Here is a 15,989-nt window from a genome sequence, read left to right as displayed (position 1 = left end):
TTGTGCCCGAGCTGCAGCGCCTCCCGCAGGGAGAGCTCCAGCACCTTCTTCGCCCGCGGCGTGAACGGGATGTGCCCGCTCGGCGCCTGCTGCCCGTGCCCGATGATCTCCTCGACCTGCTGGCGGACCGCTTCGAGGGAGATGCCCAGGCTCTCCAGCGCCTTCGCCGCGACGCCCTCGCCCTCGTGGATGAGCCCGAGCAGCACGTGCTCGGTCCCGATGTAGTTGTGGTTGAGCATCCGGGCTTCCTCCTGCGCCAGGACAACCACCCGGCGCGCCCGATCGGTGAACCTCTCGAACATGCCCATCACGTCCTCAACGGACACCCACGCTGCCCAGTTAGACGGACGGCACACGTCGGCCGTGCGGGATTCACTGCGCTGAGTCGGAGACTCTTGGCCACGTCTCATGGTCGACGTGGGCAGCCATTGGTGGCGCGGGCAGGCGCTCTGCCGAGAACCAGAATCCTACCCGCACCTCATCCACATCAGAAGCCGGGGAAGACCGCGCGCAGGGTGTCGAGGGTGATGTTTCCGGTGACCGTGAGGTCGTCGGGGGTGTGCTCGGGGGCGAGGCGGCCGTAGAGCAGGCGCAGGGCCGACTCCAGGGAGCCGGAGTAGGTGGCCGTGGCGGGCAGGGGCTCGGTGGTCAGGCGGGTCGAGTCGTCGATGGTGATGCGGTACGGCGTGCCGGTGATCTCGACGACGGCGGGCTCGGCGGCCTCCTTCGGCTTGCCGATGAAGCCGAGCAGGAAGGCCAGGCCGCCGCTCAGGTGCTCGGCCAGGACCGCGGCGGACTCGTCGGGCAGGGTGGCCGACGGGTCGAGGCCGGCGCGGACGTCCCAGCCGTGGTGGGCCGTCTCGCTCAGGCGGAGGGCGGCGAAGGACGCGAACGGGACCGGCTCGGGCAGGAAGGTCTTGACCCGCAGCTCGTCGTGACGGGCGTCCGGCACCGCGGAGAGGGCGGTGACCAGCGCCTCGTCGGACTCGATGGAGCCGGTGGCCTGGTCCTGCGGGCTCAGCGCGTTCCAGTGGTCCCACACGCCCTGGTTGAAGTCCGGGCCGGGGGCCGCGGACTCGCCGGTCGCGGCGCGGAAGCCGGCCAGGGTGATCTCGGCACCGCTGCCGAGGTGCGACAGGACGTCGGCGACCGTCCAGGCGGAGGCGGCGGACGTGCCGGTCAGCTGCTCGGCGGAGAGGGCCGGTACGAGAGCCGCGAGGCTGTCGTGCTCACTACGCAGCGCGGCAACGGTACGGCTGGCAAGGGAAGTCATGCCTTACACCCTAGATCCGGCGGACTACGGCACCGCGGCTGTAACGCGGCGCGCGTCGTTCCGTAACAGAGACTCGGTTCACTCTTGTGAAACGGAGTTTCTTGTGAAGAATCATCTGGGGAGGTCACGTGTCACAGGCATCGGAGTTGGCGCGGCTCGCCGAGGAGAGCGGGACGCGGTTCGTCCTGGCGCTCTTCGTCGACCTGCGCGGCAAGCCCTGCGCGAAGCTGGTGCCGGTCGAGGCGATCGAGGCGCTGGCCACGGAGGGGGTCGGCTTCGCGGGGTACGCCGTCGGCGCGATCGGCCAGCAGCCGAAGGACCCGGACCTGATGGCCGTCCCGGACCCCTCCTCGTTCACGCCGGTGCCGTTCCTCAAGCCGGGCCTGGCGATCGTGCACTGTGACCCGCACGTCGGCGGCGTGCCCTGGAGGTACGCGCCCCGGGTGATCCTCAAGGCGATGCTGGCCCGCGCCGCCGAGGCCGGCTATCGGCCCTGGGTCGGCGCCGAGGTGGAGTACTTCCTGGTCGAACGGGACGGCGACGGTGGCCTGCGCCCCGCCGACGCGCACGACACCGCCGCGCAGCCCTGCTACGACGCGCGCGGCGTTACCCGGATGTACGAGCACCTCACCGCCGTCTCGACCGCGATGAACGACCTCGGCTGGGGCAACTACGCCAACGACCACGAGGACGGCAACGGCCAGTTCGAACAGAATTTCGCGTACGCCGACGCGCTGACCACGGCCGACCGCGTGATCACCCTGCGCTACCTGCTGACCATGCTCGCCGAGCGGCGCGGGATGACGGCGACCTTCATGCCGAAGCCGTTCGCCGACCGGACCGGCAACGGCCTGCACCTGCACATGTCGCTGACCAGCGGCGACGACCGGGTGTTCCCGGCGGGCGGGGACGACCGCGGGCTGGGCCTGTCGCCGACCGCCTACGCCTTCGTCGCCGGGGTGCTGGAGCACGCCTGCGCGCTCCAGGCCCTGCTCGCGCCGACGGTCAACTCGTACAAGCGGACCGGCGCGGTCGCCACCTCCTCCGGCGCGTCCTGGTCCCCGCGGTACGCCACCTACGGCGGCAACGACCGCACCCACTACGTCCGGGTGCCCGACGACCAGCGGGTGGAGCTGCGCGGCGGGGACGGCTCGGCGAACCCGTACCTGGCGATCGCGGCGGCGCTCGGCGCGGGGCTGGACGGCATCGCCCGTGGACTCGACCCCGGCGCGCCCGGCAGCGGCGAGTCCAAGGGCGACGCGCTGCCGCTCACCCTCCTCGACGCGATCCAGGCCTTCGAGGCCGACGACCTGCTCACCGGGGTGCTGGACGCCGCCGGTGGGGGTGTGGCCGCCTACTTCGCCCAGCTCAAGCGGGATGAGTTCTTCGCCTGGCACAGCGCCGTGTCGCCCTGGGAGATCAACCAGTACCTCCAGGCGTTCTGAAGGGATTTACCGAGATATGTGTGGAATTGTCGGGCTACATTTGAGAAATCGGGATTTATACCCGAGGCTGGGCGAGCTGCTCACCGGGATGCTCTGCGAGATGTCCGAGCGCGGCGCCGACTCGGCGGGCGTGGCCGTCTACGGCGACCCGGTCTGGTCCCCGCCGGGGCACGCGACGGTGACGGTGCTGGCCACCGCGGTTCCACCGATCGAGGGGGCGACCGTCATCGACCTGGGGGAGACCCAGATCGTGCACGCCCCGATGGCGGTCGACGCGCTTCTTCAGGCCGTACGGGAAAAGATGCCCGATGCTCTGGTGGCCGGTTTCGGTGAGGATCTCACCGTCCTCAAGGGCGTGGGGCATCCCCGCGAGCTGGCCGCGACGTTTCAGCTGGAGCGGGCGCAGGGGTGGCAGGGGGTCGGGCACACCCGGATGGCGACCGAGTCGGCCGTGACGCCCTCCGGAGCGCATCCCTACGCCGTCGGACCGGACCAGTGCCTGGTGCACAACGGCTCGTTCAGCAACCACGCCACCATCCGGCGCCACCTGCGGGCGAAGGGCGTGATCTTCGACAGTGAGAACGACACCGAGGTCGGTGCCCGCTTCGTCGCGCAGGCGCTCGCCGACGGGCTCGACGTGGAGAGCGCGCTGAAGAGCCTCTGCGCCGAGTTCGACGGCTTCTACACGCTGCTGGTCTCGAACCGGGACTCGTTCGCCGTGGTCCGGGACGCGATCGCCTGCAAGCCCGCGGTGATCGCGGAGACCGGCGACTGGGTGGCGATGGCCTCCGAGTACCGCGCGCTGGTCGGGCTGCCCGGCATCGAGCGGGCCCGCATCTTCGAACCCGAGCCGGAACGGATCTACGCATGGACTCGCTGATCTTCACGATGGACAAAGGGGTCAACCGGGCCCTGCACCGCCTGGAATCCGGAACGGTGACGATCACCGAACCCAACGGGAAACACAGTGTCGCCGCCGGGCTCAAGACCCCGCTCCAGGTGACCATCGACGGACACTGCGGCTACTACGCGGCCGGGATGAACCAGCTCGCCGACGTCACCATCAACGGCAACGCGGGTGTCGGCGTCGCCGAGAACATGATGAGCGGCTCGGTCCGGGTCAACGGCAACGCCTCCCAGTCGGCCGGCGCGACCGCACACGGCGGCCTGCTCGTCATCACCGGCGACGCGGCGGCCCGCTGCGGCATCTCGATGAAGGGCGCCGACATCGTGGTCGGCGGGAGCATCGGCCACATGAGCGCGTTCATGGCCCAGGCCGGGCGGCTCGTGGTCCGCGGCGACGCGGGGGAGGCGCTCGGCGACTCCGTCTACGAGGCCCGGATCTACGTCAAGGGCGCCGTCGCCTCGCTCGGCGCGGACTGCGTCGCCAAGCAGATGGGCGAGGAGCACCACAAGGAGCTGCGCGACCTGCTCGACCGGGCGGGATTCCCGGACGACGACACCGCGGACTACACGCGGTACGGCTCGGCCCGGCAGCTCTACCACTTCCACGCGGGAAACGAGTACTGATGAGTCATCTGCGCGAGTCGGCCACCTTCAACCGGGCCACCATCCACGAGATCCAGCGCGCGGCGGCGACCGGCGTCTACGACATCCGCGGCTGGGGCGCGAAGCGTTCCCTGCCGCACTTCGACGACCTGCTCTTCCTCGGCGCGAGCATGTCCCGCTACCCCCTGGAGGGGTACCGGGAGTCCTGCGGCACCGACGTGGTCCTCGGTGGACGCCACGCCGAGTTCCCGCTGCACCTGGACATCCCGGTGACGATCGCCGGGATGAGCTTCGGGGCGCTCTCCGCGCAGGCCAAGGAGGCGCTCGGGCGCGGCGCGTCCGAGGTCGGCACGTCGACCACCACCGGCGACGGCGGGATGACGCCGGAGGAGCGCGGTCAGTCCAAGCACCTCGTCTACCAGTACCTGCCGTCCCGGTACGGGATGAACCCCGACGACCTGCGCCGCGCCGACGCCATCGAGATCGTTCTCGGACAGGGCGCGAAGCCGGGCGGCGGCGGGATGCTGCTCGGCCAGAAGATCAACGCGCGGGTGGCGGCGATGCGCACGCTGCCACAGGGCATCGATCAGCGCAGCGCGTGCCGGCACCCGGACTGGACCGGCCCGGACGACCTCACCATCAAGATCCAGGAGCTGCGGGAGATCACCGACCACGAGAAGCCGATCTACGTGAAGGTGGGTGCCAGCCGGACGTACTACGACGTCAAGCTCGCCGTGCACGCCGGCGCGGACGTGGTGGTGGTCGACGGGATGCAGGGCGGGACCGCCGCCACCCAGGACGTCTTCATCGAGCACGTGGGCATCCCGACGCTCGCCGCGCTGCCCCAGGCCGTGCAGGCGCTGCAGGAGCTCGGCGTGCACCGGCAGGGCCCGGAGGGCGTCCAGCTGATCGTCTCCGGCGGCATCCGCTCCGGCGCCGACGTCGCCAAGGCCCTGGCGCTCGGCGCGGACGCGGTCGCGATCGGCACCGCCGCACTGATCGCTCTCGGCGACAACGACCCGCGCTACCAGGCCGAATACGAGGCGCTCGGCTCGGCCGCCGGCTTCTACGACGACTTCCAGGACGGTCGCGACCCGGCGGGCATCACCACGCAGGACCCGACGCTGTCCGCGCGCCTCGATCCGGTCGAGGCGGGCCGCCGTCTCGCCAACTACCTGCGCGTCCTCACCATGGAGGCGCAGACCATCGCGCGCGCCTGCGGCAAGGCGCACGTCACCCACCTGGAGCCGGAGGACCTGGTCGCGGTCACCATCGAGGCCGCCGCGATGGCCCGGGTGCCGCTCGCGGGCACGTCCTGGATCCCCGGGTCGGGCCTGTGATTCGCTCGGTCGCGGTCGTCGGCGCCGGTCTCACCGGCGCCGCGACGGCCTGGCGATTGGCGCAGCGGGGCGTCGCGGTCACACTTCTGGAGCGGGCTGCGCCCGCCCATGCGCAGGGCAGCTCGCACGGTTCCGCCAGGATTTTCCGTCACGCTTATCCCGACCCTTTTCATGTACGGTTGGTAGCCGAGTCGCGGTCCCATTGGGACGAGTTGGCCGGGGCGGCCGGAGAACAGTTCATCCGCCCGACCGGCTCGCTGGATTTCGGGTCGGTCCGCGACCCCGCCGCCCTGGCCTCCGTTCTCGCCGCCGTCGGTGTCGAGCACGAACTGCTGTCGGCTTCGGCTGCCGCTCAACGGTGGCCGGGAATCCGCACCGGCGACGGACCGGTCCTCTGGCACCCCGGCGCCGGGGTGATCGACGCGGAGCGTGCGGTGCTCGCCATGGTCGCGCTGGCCCGCGCCGCCGGGGCGACCGTCCACACGGACTGGACTCTCACCGGCCTGGTCGAAACGGGCGGCCGCGTCGCGCTCCGCTCGGCCGACGGCGAGATGCTCACCGTCGATCACGTGGTCGTCGCGGCCGGGGGATGGCTGCCCTCACTCGAACTCCCGTTCTCGCTACCGCCGCTGCGGATCCGGAAAGAGCAGGCGTATCACTTCCCCTACCGGGATCCCGTTGCGGAATGGCCCACGTTCATCCACAAGGGGGCCGACATCATGACCTATAGCCTGCCGGGCGGGCGGGACGCTGGCTTTCGTGGGCAGAAGCTCGCCGAATACAGCGCCGGCCCATCGATCCCGAGCTCGGCCTTCAACGACGGCGTCGTGGACCCGCGCAACCGGGAACGGGTCGTGGAATACGTTTCTCGCTTTCTGCCCGGCCTGATTCCCGAACCCTATGCCGAGACCACCTGCGTCTTCACCACCACGCCGACCGAGGACTTCCTCATCGACACCGTCGGCGCGATCACCGTGGCCTCGCCCTGCTCCGGGCACGGCGCCAAGTTCGCCCCGCTGCTCGGCACGATCGTGGCCGACTCGGCGCTCGGTGTGGCCGCTCCCGCTGACCGTTTCCGACTCTCTCAGGGGCTTTCATGATCGCGTCGGTTCCCTCGTTGCTCGCGGACATCGCCGACGTCGGGCGGGATCCGGCCCGGGGCGGCTACAGCCGTTTCGTGCTCGGCACGGCCGAGATGACGCTGCGGGAATGGTTCGTCGCCGAGGCTTCGCGCAGGTCCCTCGACGTGGAGACCGATCGCAACGGCGCGATCTGGGCGTGGCGGTACGGCCCCGGCGGATCACGTGAGGGCGCCGTCGTCACCGGGAGCCATCTGGACTCCGTCCCTGGTGGGGGCGCGTTCGACGGCCCGCTCGGGGTCGCTTCGGCCCTGTCTGCGTACGACAGAATGACCGAAAGCGGAACCCTGGGCAGCAAGCCCTTCGCCATCGTGGTCTTCCCCGAGGAGGAAGGGGCGCGCTTCGGCGTCGCCTGTCTCGGCTCCCGCCTGATGAGCGGGGCGATCTCTCCGGATCGGGCACGCGGTCTCACCGACGCCGACGGCATCACCTACGCTGCGGCGCTCACGAAGTCCGGAATCGATCCCCGGCACATCGGACCCGACCCGGCCCGGCTGGGCGCGATCGGCGCCTTCGTCGAACTGCACGTCGAGCAGGGCCGCGGGCTGATCGATCTCGGCCAGCCGGTCGCCGTCGGCGACGCGATCCTGGGCCACGGGCGCTGGCGGATCACGCTGCGCGGCCAGGGCAACCACGCGGGCACCACGCTGATGGCCGACCGGCGCGACCCGATGGTGGCCGCGGCCGCGATCGTGGTCGCCGTCCGCGATCTGGCCCGCAAGATCCCGGATGCGCGCGCGACGGTCGGGCGTCTCCAGCCGATCCCCGGCGGCACCAACGTGGTCGCCTCCCGCGTCGACATCTGGCTCGACGTGCGTCACCCCGCCGACGAGGTGACCGCGTCCCTGGTCGCCCAGATCTCCGCGGCCGCCCACGACCTGGCCGCCGCCGAGCAGTGCACGGCCACGGTGACCGAGGAGTCCTTCAGCCCTACGGTGACCTTCGATGCCGGTCTGCGTGACCGGTTGTGTTCATACTTGCCGAGCGCTCCCGTGCTCGGCACCGGCGCGGGCCATGACGCGGGCATCCTCGGCGACCACCTGCCCACCGCCATGCTCTTCGTCCGCAACCCGACCGGCGTGTCGCACGCCCCCGAGGAATACGTCGAGCCCACCGACGCCGACGAGGGCGCCGCCGCCCTGGCCACCTGCCTGGCCGGCCTGCTGACCTGACCCGCTCTTGGCCGGCGCTCAGGGGTGCCTCGGAGCCCTTGAGGCGGCCCTGAGCGCCAGCCCGCACCTCGCTTGGCGTAGGTTTCGCTGAGTCGAACCGTTGGACCGGCAAGGAGTGACGCCTCCCCACCACAGTGCGCAGGGCCCGTGTGGGCTTCTGATCGTCCGTTTCTGACGAGGGCCGGACGTTCCCCGTGGGGGACGCCGTGCAGGGCATGCGGTGCAGGGCATGCGGTGGCAGATCGGGTCGATGGGCGCTTCCTGGTCCCTCGGGCTGCTCTACTCGGCGATGTCGGTCGGAGCGCTGCTGGTGTCGCTGACCAGCGCCTGGATCGGGCAGGTGCATCGCCACGGGTTGGCGGTCCTGATCGCCGCCGGGATCTGGGGACTCGCCGTCGCCGGGTTCGGCCTGACCGGCGACGTGGCGCTCGCCCTGGCCCTGCTGGTCGTGGCGGGTGGCGCCGACATGGTCAGCGGCCTGTTCCGGCAGACGATCTGGAACCAGACCGTTCCCGACAACTTCCGGGGGCGCCTCGGGGGCATCGAGCTGTTGTCCTTCTCGGTCGGCCCGACCCTGGGACAGCTGCGGGCCGGCGGCATGGCGGCCGCGATCGGCCTGCGCGGCGCCATCGTCTCCGGCGGCCTGCTCTGCACCGGCGCGGTCGGCCTGCTCGCCGCGGTCCTACCCGGTTTCACCCGCTACGACTTCACCCGCTACGACTTCACCCGCTACGACGAGAGGACCGGCCCGCGCGGGTGAGCGTGGGCTGCTGATCCCGACGGCTGCGGGGCCGGCCGTTCAGGGTTTTGAGCGATCGCTTAAAACTGCTAGGTTTGAGCGGTCGCTCAAACCTGTTCGGGGAGGGGTGTTGTGGCCAGGATCTATGTCGAGACGACCATCGCGGTGCCGCTGGAACGTGTCTGGGAACTGACCCAGGATCATCGGGAGCACGCGCGGTGGGATGTCCGGTTCGGGCGTATCGACGCGGTGCCCGGCAGTGAACCGGCGGCGTTCACCTATGCGACGGCGGTGCTGCCCGGGGTGGAGATCGCCGGGCGCGGTGTGCACAGCGGGGAGCGCCGGACGGCCGGGGGTGAGGCGGTGTCGGCGCTGCGCTTCGGCTCCAGCGACCTGCGGTCGCCGATCGAGGAGGGGTCCGGCTACTGGCGATACGTTCCGGTCAGTGGCGGGGTGCGCTTCCTCACCGGGTACGCCTACCGCACCCGGTGGGGGATCGTGGGGCGCGCGGTCGATCTCGTCTTCGGGCCGGTGTTCGGGTGGGCGACCGCGTGGTCGTTCGACCGGCTGCGCCTCTGGCTCGAGGACGGTGTCCCGCCGGAGCGAGCCCGGTGGCATGCCGTGGTCGAGGTGCTGTCGCGCTCGGTGGTCGTGATCGCCGCCGTCGCTCTGAGTGGGCATCCGGTGATCGTGGTGGCGGCGGTTCTGCTGGCTTTCGGCGTACCCAAGCACCCGCACACGCCGTCGGCACGACGGTGCCGACGCAAGCCCGGGAAAGGGTGACCAGCGATGACCTCGGTGTTCGAACGTGCGCTCGGCGACGACTTCGGGCGGCTGCACCCGCGGCTGCAGCGGCGGTTCGGTGTCGACGGGGAGCGGGACCAGGGCTGCGTGGGGACCGGGGTGATGGACCGGGTGTGGCGCGGGCCGGCGTTCACCGTGCCGTTCCTGCACGTCGGGACGCTGCGGCACATCCTGTTCCCGGAGACCGGAAATGACATCCCGTTCAGCATTGAGAACTATGCCTATCGGGACACCTTCGGGCGGCCCACCCTAACGTTCGTCCGGACTTTTCAGGTACGGCCGCATCGGCGGCGCCGGTTCGACGCGACGATGGTCTACGACCCGGCGCGCGAGGTGCTCGTCGACTATCTCGGGACGACCCAGCACCTCGCGGTCGACCTGGACGTGACGGCTCTCCCCGATGGGAGCCTGCGGATCCGCAGCGGGGCGCAGGCCTTCCGTGGTGGCGTGGGATGCCCGTCGCTGATCCGCGGTGACGCCGAGGTGCGCGAGTCGTGGGACGAGCGCGCCGAGCGGTTCCGGATTCGGGTGACCGTTTCTCATCGGCGGTTCGGGCCGCTCTTCGGCTATCACGGCAGCTTCGCCGCCCGCTATGTCGAGGCGGGGAGTCCGGTGCCCGCGGCGGTCCGGCCGCTGCGGGAAACTAGTGTTGCTCCGTGACCGACAGCCCCCTGCTCCGCAACGACGCCGGTACCGCTCGCGAGAGGGCGGCCGGCGAGCCCCTCGGCGCGGTCGATCTGGAGGTGGCGATCGGCCGCAACGTGCGCGAACTGCGCAACCAGCACGGGCTCACGGTCGCCGAGTTGGCCACCCGGGTCGGCATCTCCAAGGCGATGCTCTCGAAGATCGAGAATGCCCAGACCTCGTGCAGCCTCGGCACCCTGGCCGCGCTCGCCGGTGGCCTGGACGTGCCGGTGACCAGCCTGTTCCGCGGCGCGGAGAAGGAGCGCCCGTCCTCGTTCGTCCCGGCCGGTGGCGGCACGGCGATCGTCCGGGACGGGTCGCAGGCCGGGCACGAGTACCACCTGCTCGGCTCGCTGCGCGGCGAGCACCGCCGGCTGGAGTGCCTGCACGTCACGCTGACCGTGAAGAGCGAGACGTACCCGCTCTTCCAGCACCCGGGCACCGAGTTCATCTACATGCTGGAGGGCGTGATGGACTACGCCCACGGCCGCTCGGTCCACCGCCTCACCCCCGGCGACTCGCTGCAGATGGACGGCGAGGGCGCGCACGGCCCGGCCGACCTGATCCAGCTCCCGATCCGCTTCCTCTCGGTCATCGCCTTCCCCGACACGGTCGCGCCGCACCGCTGATATCCAGGGGTAACACTCCCTCTGTTTACTGCCGTCAAACAGCGGACACTCCCAGTAGACGAAGGATCTCCCCCTTGGACGTCGGAAGCACCGCATTCATCCTCGCGAGCAGCATGGCTGTCGCGCTCATGATTCCCGGCCTCGCCCTCTTCTACGGGGGCATGGTCGGGTCGAAGTCCGTACTCAACATGATCATGATGGTGTTCGGGGCGGTCGCCGTGGTCGGCGTGCTCTGGACGTTCTACGGGTTCTCGATGGCGTTCGGGGACTCGTACGGTGGACTCGGCCTTCTCGGCAACATCACCGAGCACATGGGACTCGGTGATCTCGTCGCCGGGGACGACACCGCGACGCTGCCCCCGGCGGCCGTCGCGATCTTCCAGGCGCTGTTCGCGGTGATCACGACCGCGCTGATCGCCGGGGCCATCTCGGACCGGGTGCGGTTCGGGCCGTGGCTGCTCTTCTCCGGGCTCTGGGCGACGCTGGTCTACTTCCCGGTCGCGCACTGGGTGTTCGCGTTCGACTCCGCGGACGGCAGCGTCACCGGCGGCTGGATCGCCAACAAGCTCGGCGCGGTCGACTTCGCCGGTGGCACGGCCGTACACATCAACGCCGGTATCGGCGCCCTCGCCGTGATCCTGGTGGTCGGCAAGCGCACCGGCTGGCCCAAGCAGGCCCGGCCGAACAACCTGCCGCTGGTCGCCGCCGGCGCCGGCATCCTCTGGTTCGGCTGGTTCGGCTTCAACGGCGGCTCGGCGCTCGCGGCCGGGAACGCCGCCTCGGTCGTCATGCTGACCACGTTCAACGCCACCTGCGCGGCGATGCTGGCCTGGCTGGTCGTCGAGCGGTTCCGGGACGGGCACGCCACCACGCTCGGCGCGATGTCCGGTGCGATCGCCGGCCTGGTCGCGATCACCCCGTCCTGCGGCGCGGTCACCCCGATGGGCGCGTTCGCGGTCGGTGCCATCGCCGGCGTGGTCTGCCCGCTCGCCATCTCGCTGAAGTACCGGCTCGGCTACGACGACTCGCTCGACGTGATCGGCGTGCACCTGGTCGGCGGCCTGCTCGGCACGCTGCTGGTCGGCTTCTTCGGCACCGACGAGGCGCCGAGCGGCCAGTCCGGCCTGTTCTACGGCGGCGGGTTCGGGCTGCTCGGCAAGCAGGCGATCGCGGCGTTCGCGGTGCTCGGGTACTCCTTCGTGGTCAGTCTGCTGATCGCCGTCGTACTGCAGAAGACCATCGGCCTCCGGTTGTCACCGGAGAAGGAGGCCGCGGGCATCGACGTCGTTGAGCATGCGGAGCTCGCGTACGACCTGGAGGGCAAGGCACACGCTCCCGGCACCGGCCCGACGCCTGAGGCGGTGATCGCCTCGGCCGAGAAGCTGACCGCCGAGGCCGCGCCGACGAGCACACCCGCATCGAGCTGACCGTCTCCGGCTGCGTCGGCCAGGGTTCGGTTGTGGACCGTTCGGGCGGCGCTCGCGGATGGTGAGCCGGCGGCGTTCCGGGGTACCTCGGCCGGTCGGCTGGCGTTCCGGGGTGCCCGTGGGTGGTGGGCTGGCGTTCCGGGGTGTCTCAGGGTGGTTGGCTGGTGGTCCGGGGTGTGTCGGGCAGTCCGATTGACCCGTGAACGCCAGCCGACCGGCCGGGGCTCCCTGGGCCGCCAGTTCACTGCCCGCGGGGTGCTGCCCGGCCGGTTCAGATTTGATCAGCAGGGTCACCCGTGATTCTGCTGGTCAATTTCGGTCGGGCCCTGCGCCCTGGTCGCGTCGATGCGTGTTCGTGTTCTCGCCTCGACACGGGGTTGTCCACAGGCGGGCCGTCAAGATCACTGGTTTTCGGGCAGGATGCCTGTTGGGATGGGGGATTCCCCCGGTATTGGGGTGGGCCCCCTCTCCGGCGCGTTGCCTTTGCCAAGATCGCCAGCCGGGTTCGGGGGCGAGTCCGGGTCCGGGACCGGGTCCGGGTCCGGGCGTGCCGGGGCGTGGCGTGGTGCCGGGGCGGGGCGTGCCGGGGCGTGGTGCCGGGGTGGGGCGGAGTGCTGGGGAGCGGGGCGGGATTGGCGAGGATTGCTCGCGAGGGGCATTGGGTATCAGGCGGTCGGCGGGGATTCCCGCGGACGGACGGAGAGAAGCGATGCTCGTTGTTGGACTGATCCTGTTGCTGCTGGGATACCTTCTGCACGTATCCATCCTGTACACGATCGGCGTCATTCTTCTGATCGTCGGTGCGGTGCTCTGGATCCTCGGTGCTGTCGGCCGGCCGGTCGGCGGTAGAAAAGTCTGGTTCTGATCGAGCCTGATCGAAGCGGGTGCCGTGACGTTCCGGCGCCCGCTTCGGCGTATCTATCCCCGAGGCGCGTGCGTCCCTGAGGCGCGTGCGTCCCTGAGGCGCGTGCGTCCCTGAAGCGCGTGTTTTCCTGAGGCGCAGTGCACACTCCGCCCTGCTCAGTCCTATTGTCCGACAATTGGCTGAAGGCTACGGTGGGGGCATGCCGCGCTTGAGTCCCAACGTTCCGCTGTCGGAACAGGTGGCCGCCCAGATCCGCGGGCGCATCGTCGCCGGGGAGTTCCCGGTCGGTGCGCTCCTGCCCACCGAGGCCGAGCTGACCCGTGAGCTGGGGGTCAGCCGGAACAGCGTTCGTGAGGGGCTGCGCTCGCTGGTGCACGCCGGGCTGCTCGGGGCCCGGGCGGGGTACGGGACCTTCGTGGTGGCGACCAGCGATCTCGCGCCGGTGCTCGCCCGGCGGCTGGAGCACGACCGGGCCACCGACGTTGCCGAGGTTCGGCTGCTGCTGGAGCGCGAGGGTGCCCGCCTCGCGGCGATCCGGGCGACTCCCGAGCAGCGGGTCGCGCTGGCCGAGGCGTTCGCGGCGCGCGCGGCGGCGACCGACGGGCCGTCGTACGCGGCGGCGGACATCGGGTTCCACCGGCTGCTGCTGGAGTGTTCCGGGAACGCGCTGCTCGCGGAGCTGTATCGCGGCACCGGCGGGAACGAGCAGGCCCTCGAACACCTGAACTCACCGGACCTCGACTTCCCGGCGGCGCTACCGAGGCTGACCGAGATCGACGCCGCCCACGCCGCGATCGTCGATGCCGTCACCGCCGGTGACCCGGACGCCGCCGCCGACGCGGCGGAGCGCACCGCCCGCCTCGCCCACGAGATCGCCGACCGCGCCGCTGCTCGCGCTGTCGGCTCTCCCGTGGCCGTGGAAGCGGGCGCTATTGGCACGGGCGTTACCGACACGGGCGTTCCTGATGACGGAGACACCGCCGATGACCGTGACTGATCGTGCCGTCGGTGGGAGTGCCGCCCGAACCCTCAGCCCCGCGCTGATCCTTACCGGTCTGCTGCTCGTCGCGGGCAACCTGCGGGCCGGCATCACCACGGTCGGGCCGGTCATCGAGGAGCTGCAGCGCGAGCTGGGCCTCTCCTCGCTGACCGCGTCCGCGCTGATCAGCCTGCCGCTGGTCGCGTTCGCCGTGGTCTCCCCGTTTGCGCCCGCGCTGGCCCGCAGTCTCGGGCTGGAACGCGCGCTCGCCGGTGGCCTCGTCGTGCTCGCCGTCGGGCTGGTGGTCCGCTCGCTTCCCGGGCAACCGCTGCTCTGGCTGGGCACCGGGTTGCTCGGCATGGCGATCGCCGTACTCAATGTGATGCTTCCTGCCCTGGTCAAGCGGGACTTTCCGCACCGGATCGGGCAGATCACCGGTACCTATTCGGCGGTGCAGTCCTCGTTCGCGGCGATCGCGGCCGGTGCCGCCGTGCCGGTCGCGGGCCTGACCGCGCTCGGCTGGCGGCTGCCGTTGGCGATGTGGTCCGGCCTGGCGCTGATCGCCCTCGGCGCGATGCTCCCACAGCTCCGGGGCGCGCTCCCGGACGCCGCCGCCGGTTTGCGAAACGTGGACACCGCTGGTCTGCGAAACGTGGACACCGCCGGTCTGCGAAACGTGGACACCGCTGGTCTGCGAAACGCGGACGCCGCCGGTCTGCGAAACGCGGACACCGCCGGTCTGCGAAACGTGGACGCCGCTGGTCTGCCGAACGCAGGCACGGCCGGTTTGCAGAACGGGGGAGTCGGCGATTCGGAGCGTGCGAGCGCGGCGGCCTCCGGCGTGGACCGAGCGGGTGCGGTGGGGCGGGCGGTTGTGGGCGGGCTGGCCGGTGGGCGCGGGCGGAGTCCGTGGCGGACCGCGCTCGGGTGGCAGGTCACCGCGTTCATGGCGCTGCAGTCCACCGGCTACTACGTGCTGATCACCTGGTTGCCCTCGATGGAGACGGCCGCCGGGGTGAGCGCCGCCACCGCCGGCGTACATCAGCTGCTGTTGAACGGTTTCGGCATCGCGGGCAGCATCGCCTGCTCCACGCTGATCCACCGCTCGCGGGACCAGCGCCTGCTCGGCGTGATCGTCCCGGTTCTGCTGGCCGGTGCGGCCGGCGGCATTCTCGCTTTTCCGGCGTACGGCGCGATCTGGGCGTCGCTGGCGGGTGTCGGCGGCGGCGCGAGCATCGTGCTGGCCCTCTCCTTCTTCGGCTTGCGTACGGTCGACCACACGCAGGCCGCCCAGCTCTCCGGCATGGCGCAGTCGGTCGGCTACATCGTCGCGGCGGCCGGCCCGATCGTGGTCGGCGCCCTGCACGACGCCACCGGTTCCTGGAGCCTGCCGTTGACCGTGATCATCGTGCTGGACCTCATCCTGATCACTTTCGGCTGGCTCTCCGGCCGCCCCCGCCTCATCGGGTGAGCCGGGCGAGTTGATCGAGCCGCGGTGAGATGGCGCGGTCCCATTAAGGTCGGCCGGTGATCAAACCCCCGTCACCGCTGAGCGGATTCTGGGCCCTCCTCGTCGGCGGCGGGGTGCTCGCCGTGGTGCTGGCGCTCGCCGGTCCGGCGCTGCGGGTGGAGGACTGCTCCAACTACGGCGGGGCCGGTAATGCGAGCACCTTCCGCCACCTGGACGAAGTCCAGTTCCTGCTCCTGCTGGGCGGCTGGATCCTGCTGGTGCTGGTGGAGCAGTTCCTCCCGGTGACCGTCCGGGGCCGTGCGGGGACCGACGTCTTCGCCCGGGCGATCGCCGCGGTGATGATCGCCCTGACCGGCTCGTGCTGCCTCTTCCTCGGCCTCGGCTCGATGTGCCACTAGTGCGATGTGCCGCCGGCCCGATGTGCCGTTAGACGGCGTCACCCTCCCGACCGCGAGCGGCCCGACCCGCAGGCGTGCCCCGACCCGCAGGCGTGCCCCGAGCCACTCGACGGCC

The 15,989-nt window shown here is 70.9% G+C and carries 17 protein-coding genes; 15 read left to right on the top strand and 2 right to left on the bottom strand.

What is annotated here, in order from left to right:
• Both AB0M08_RS24540 and AB0M08_RS24535 read right to left on the bottom strand, forming a co-directional pair.
• Positions 1-302: Clp protease N-terminal domain-containing protein (locus tag AB0M08_RS24540; protein WP_364497437.1), on the bottom strand; the 302-nt coding region annotated here is incomplete at its 3' end.
• A gap of 185 nt (positions 303-487) precedes the next feature.
• On the bottom strand, positions 488-1,273 hold the full coding sequence (locus AB0M08_RS24535; protein WP_364497431.1) for a maleylpyruvate isomerase family mycothiol-dependent enzyme: 786 nt from the start codon (positions 1,271-1,273) through the stop codon (positions 488-490).
• Positions 1,274-1,401: 128 nt separating this feature from the next.
• Here AB0M08_RS24535 and glnT point away from each other — a divergent pair, with 128 nt between their 5' ends.
• From glnT to AB0M08_RS24460, 15 genes are all read left to right on the top strand, one after another.
• A complete protein-coding gene (glnT, locus tag AB0M08_RS24530; protein ID WP_364497428.1) occupies positions 1,402-2,718 on the top strand; it encodes a type III glutamate--ammonia ligase in 1,317 nt (438 codons plus the stop codon).
• A 100-nt stretch (positions 2,719-2,818) separates the two neighbouring features.
• Entirely contained in the window at positions 2,819-3,598 is a 780-nt protein-coding gene (locus AB0M08_RS24525) for a hypothetical protein (protein ID WP_364497425.1), read from the top strand.
• Positions 3,586-4,248 carry a hypothetical protein gene (locus AB0M08_RS24520; protein ID WP_364497422.1) on the top strand — a complete coding sequence of 221 codons (663 nt, stop codon included), beginning with the start codon at positions 3,586-3,588 and terminating at the stop codon, positions 4,246-4,248. Before AB0M08_RS24525 ends, AB0M08_RS24520 begins: the two co-directional genes overlap by 13 nt.
• Positions 4,248-5,567: an FMN-binding glutamate synthase family protein gene (locus AB0M08_RS24515; RefSeq protein WP_364497419.1), complete on the top strand. Its 1,320-nt coding sequence runs from the start codon at positions 4,248-4,250 to the stop codon at positions 5,565-5,567. The genes AB0M08_RS24520 and AB0M08_RS24515 overlap by 1 nt, the downstream gene beginning before the upstream one ends.
• Entirely contained in the window at positions 5,564-6,667 is a 1,104-nt protein-coding gene (locus AB0M08_RS24510) for an FAD-dependent oxidoreductase (RefSeq protein WP_364497416.1), read from the top strand. The genes AB0M08_RS24515 and AB0M08_RS24510 overlap by 4 nt, the downstream gene beginning before the upstream one ends.
• On the top strand, positions 6,664-7,878 hold the full coding sequence (locus tag AB0M08_RS24505; protein WP_364497413.1) for an allantoate amidohydrolase: 1,215 nt from the start codon (positions 6,664-6,666) through the stop codon (positions 7,876-7,878). Before AB0M08_RS24510 ends, AB0M08_RS24505 begins: the two co-directional genes overlap by 4 nt.
• Positions 7,879-8,107: 229 nt before the next feature.
• Positions 8,108-8,638, top strand: a complete 531-nt coding sequence (locus tag AB0M08_RS24500; protein WP_364497411.1) for a hypothetical protein — start codon at positions 8,108-8,110, stop codon at positions 8,636-8,638.
• A gap of 111 nt (positions 8,639-8,749) precedes the next feature.
• Positions 8,750-9,400: a hypothetical protein gene (locus AB0M08_RS24495; protein WP_364497408.1), complete on the top strand. Its 651-nt coding sequence runs from the start codon at positions 8,750-8,752 to the stop codon at positions 9,398-9,400.
• A gap of 6 nt (positions 9,401-9,406) precedes the next feature.
• A complete protein-coding gene (locus tag AB0M08_RS24490; protein WP_364497405.1) occupies positions 9,407-10,081 on the top strand; it encodes a DUF4166 domain-containing protein in 675 nt (224 codons plus the stop codon).
• Positions 10,078-10,734, top strand: coding sequence for an XRE family transcriptional regulator (locus tag AB0M08_RS24485; RefSeq protein ID WP_364497403.1), 657 nt, complete (start codon positions 10,078-10,080; stop codon positions 10,732-10,734). The genes AB0M08_RS24490 and AB0M08_RS24485 overlap by 4 nt, the downstream gene beginning before the upstream one ends.
• A gap of 74 nt (positions 10,735-10,808) precedes the next feature.
• On the top strand, positions 10,809-12,161 hold the full coding sequence (locus AB0M08_RS24480; RefSeq protein WP_364497400.1) for an ammonium transporter: 1,353 nt from the start codon (positions 10,809-10,811) through the stop codon (positions 12,159-12,161).
• 709 nt (positions 12,162-12,870) lie between these two features.
• Positions 12,871-13,026, top strand: coding sequence for a hypothetical protein (locus AB0M08_RS24475; protein WP_364497397.1), 156 nt, complete (start codon positions 12,871-12,873; stop codon positions 13,024-13,026).
• Between the two features lie 199 nt (positions 13,027-13,225).
• The gene (locus AB0M08_RS24470; protein WP_364497395.1) at positions 13,226-14,023 is read left to right on the top strand and encodes an FCD domain-containing protein; all 798 of its coding nucleotides are present in this window, start codon (positions 13,226-13,228) and stop codon (positions 14,021-14,023) included.
• Positions 14,010-15,476 (top strand): MFS transporter, encoded by a 1,467-nt coding sequence (locus AB0M08_RS24465; protein ID WP_364497392.1) that lies wholly within the window; start codon positions 14,010-14,012, stop codon positions 15,474-15,476. The genes AB0M08_RS24470 and AB0M08_RS24465 overlap by 14 nt, the downstream gene beginning before the upstream one ends.
• 56 nt (positions 15,477-15,532) lie before the next feature.
• A complete protein-coding gene (locus AB0M08_RS24460) occupies positions 15,533-15,874 on the top strand; it encodes a hypothetical protein (RefSeq protein WP_364497390.1) in 342 nt (113 codons plus the stop codon).
• Positions 15,875-15,989: the final 115 nt, after the last annotated feature.

It is taken from the genome of Actinoplanes sp. NPDC051851 (genome assembly GCF_040681165.1).
Lineage (GTDB): Bacteria > Actinomycetota > Actinomycetes > Mycobacteriales > Micromonosporaceae > Actinoplanes.
Note: the sequence above shows the minus strand (reverse complement) of the source record. Positions and strands in the feature narration are given on the sequence as shown.

Excerpts from the sequence above, each read along its gene's own strand:
- AB0M08_RS24535 (WP_364497431.1), bottom strand. The coding sequence starts at position 1,273 with ATGACTTCCCTTGCCAGCCGTACCGTTGCCGCGCTGCGTAGTGAGCAC.
- AB0M08_RS24525 (WP_364497425.1), top strand. The coding sequence starts at position 2,819 with ATGTCCGAGCGCGGCGCCGACTCGGCGGGCGTGGCCGTCTACGGCGAC.
- AB0M08_RS24520 (WP_364497422.1), top strand. The coding sequence starts at position 3,586 with ATGGACTCGCTGATCTTCACGATGGACAAAGGGGTCAACCGGGCCCTG.
- AB0M08_RS24515 (WP_364497419.1), top strand. The coding sequence starts at position 4,248 with ATGAGTCATCTGCGCGAGTCGGCCACCTTCAACCGGGCCACCATCCAC.
- AB0M08_RS24505 (WP_364497413.1), top strand. The coding sequence starts at position 6,664 with ATGATCGCGTCGGTTCCCTCGTTGCTCGCGGACATCGCCGACGTCGGG.
- AB0M08_RS24500 (WP_364497411.1), top strand. The coding sequence starts at position 8,108 with ATGCGGTGGCAGATCGGGTCGATGGGCGCTTCCTGGTCCCTCGGGCTG.
- AB0M08_RS24490 (WP_364497405.1), top strand. The coding sequence starts at position 9,407 with ATGACCTCGGTGTTCGAACGTGCGCTCGGCGACGACTTCGGGCGGCTG.
- AB0M08_RS24475 (WP_364497397.1), top strand. The coding sequence starts at position 12,871 with ATGCTCGTTGTTGGACTGATCCTGTTGCTGCTGGGATACCTTCTGCAC.
- AB0M08_RS24470 (WP_364497395.1), top strand. The coding sequence starts at position 13,226 with ATGCCGCGCTTGAGTCCCAACGTTCCGCTGTCGGAACAGGTGGCCGCC.
- AB0M08_RS24465 (WP_364497392.1), top strand. The coding sequence starts at position 14,010 with ATGACCGTGACTGATCGTGCCGTCGGTGGGAGTGCCGCCCGAACCCTC.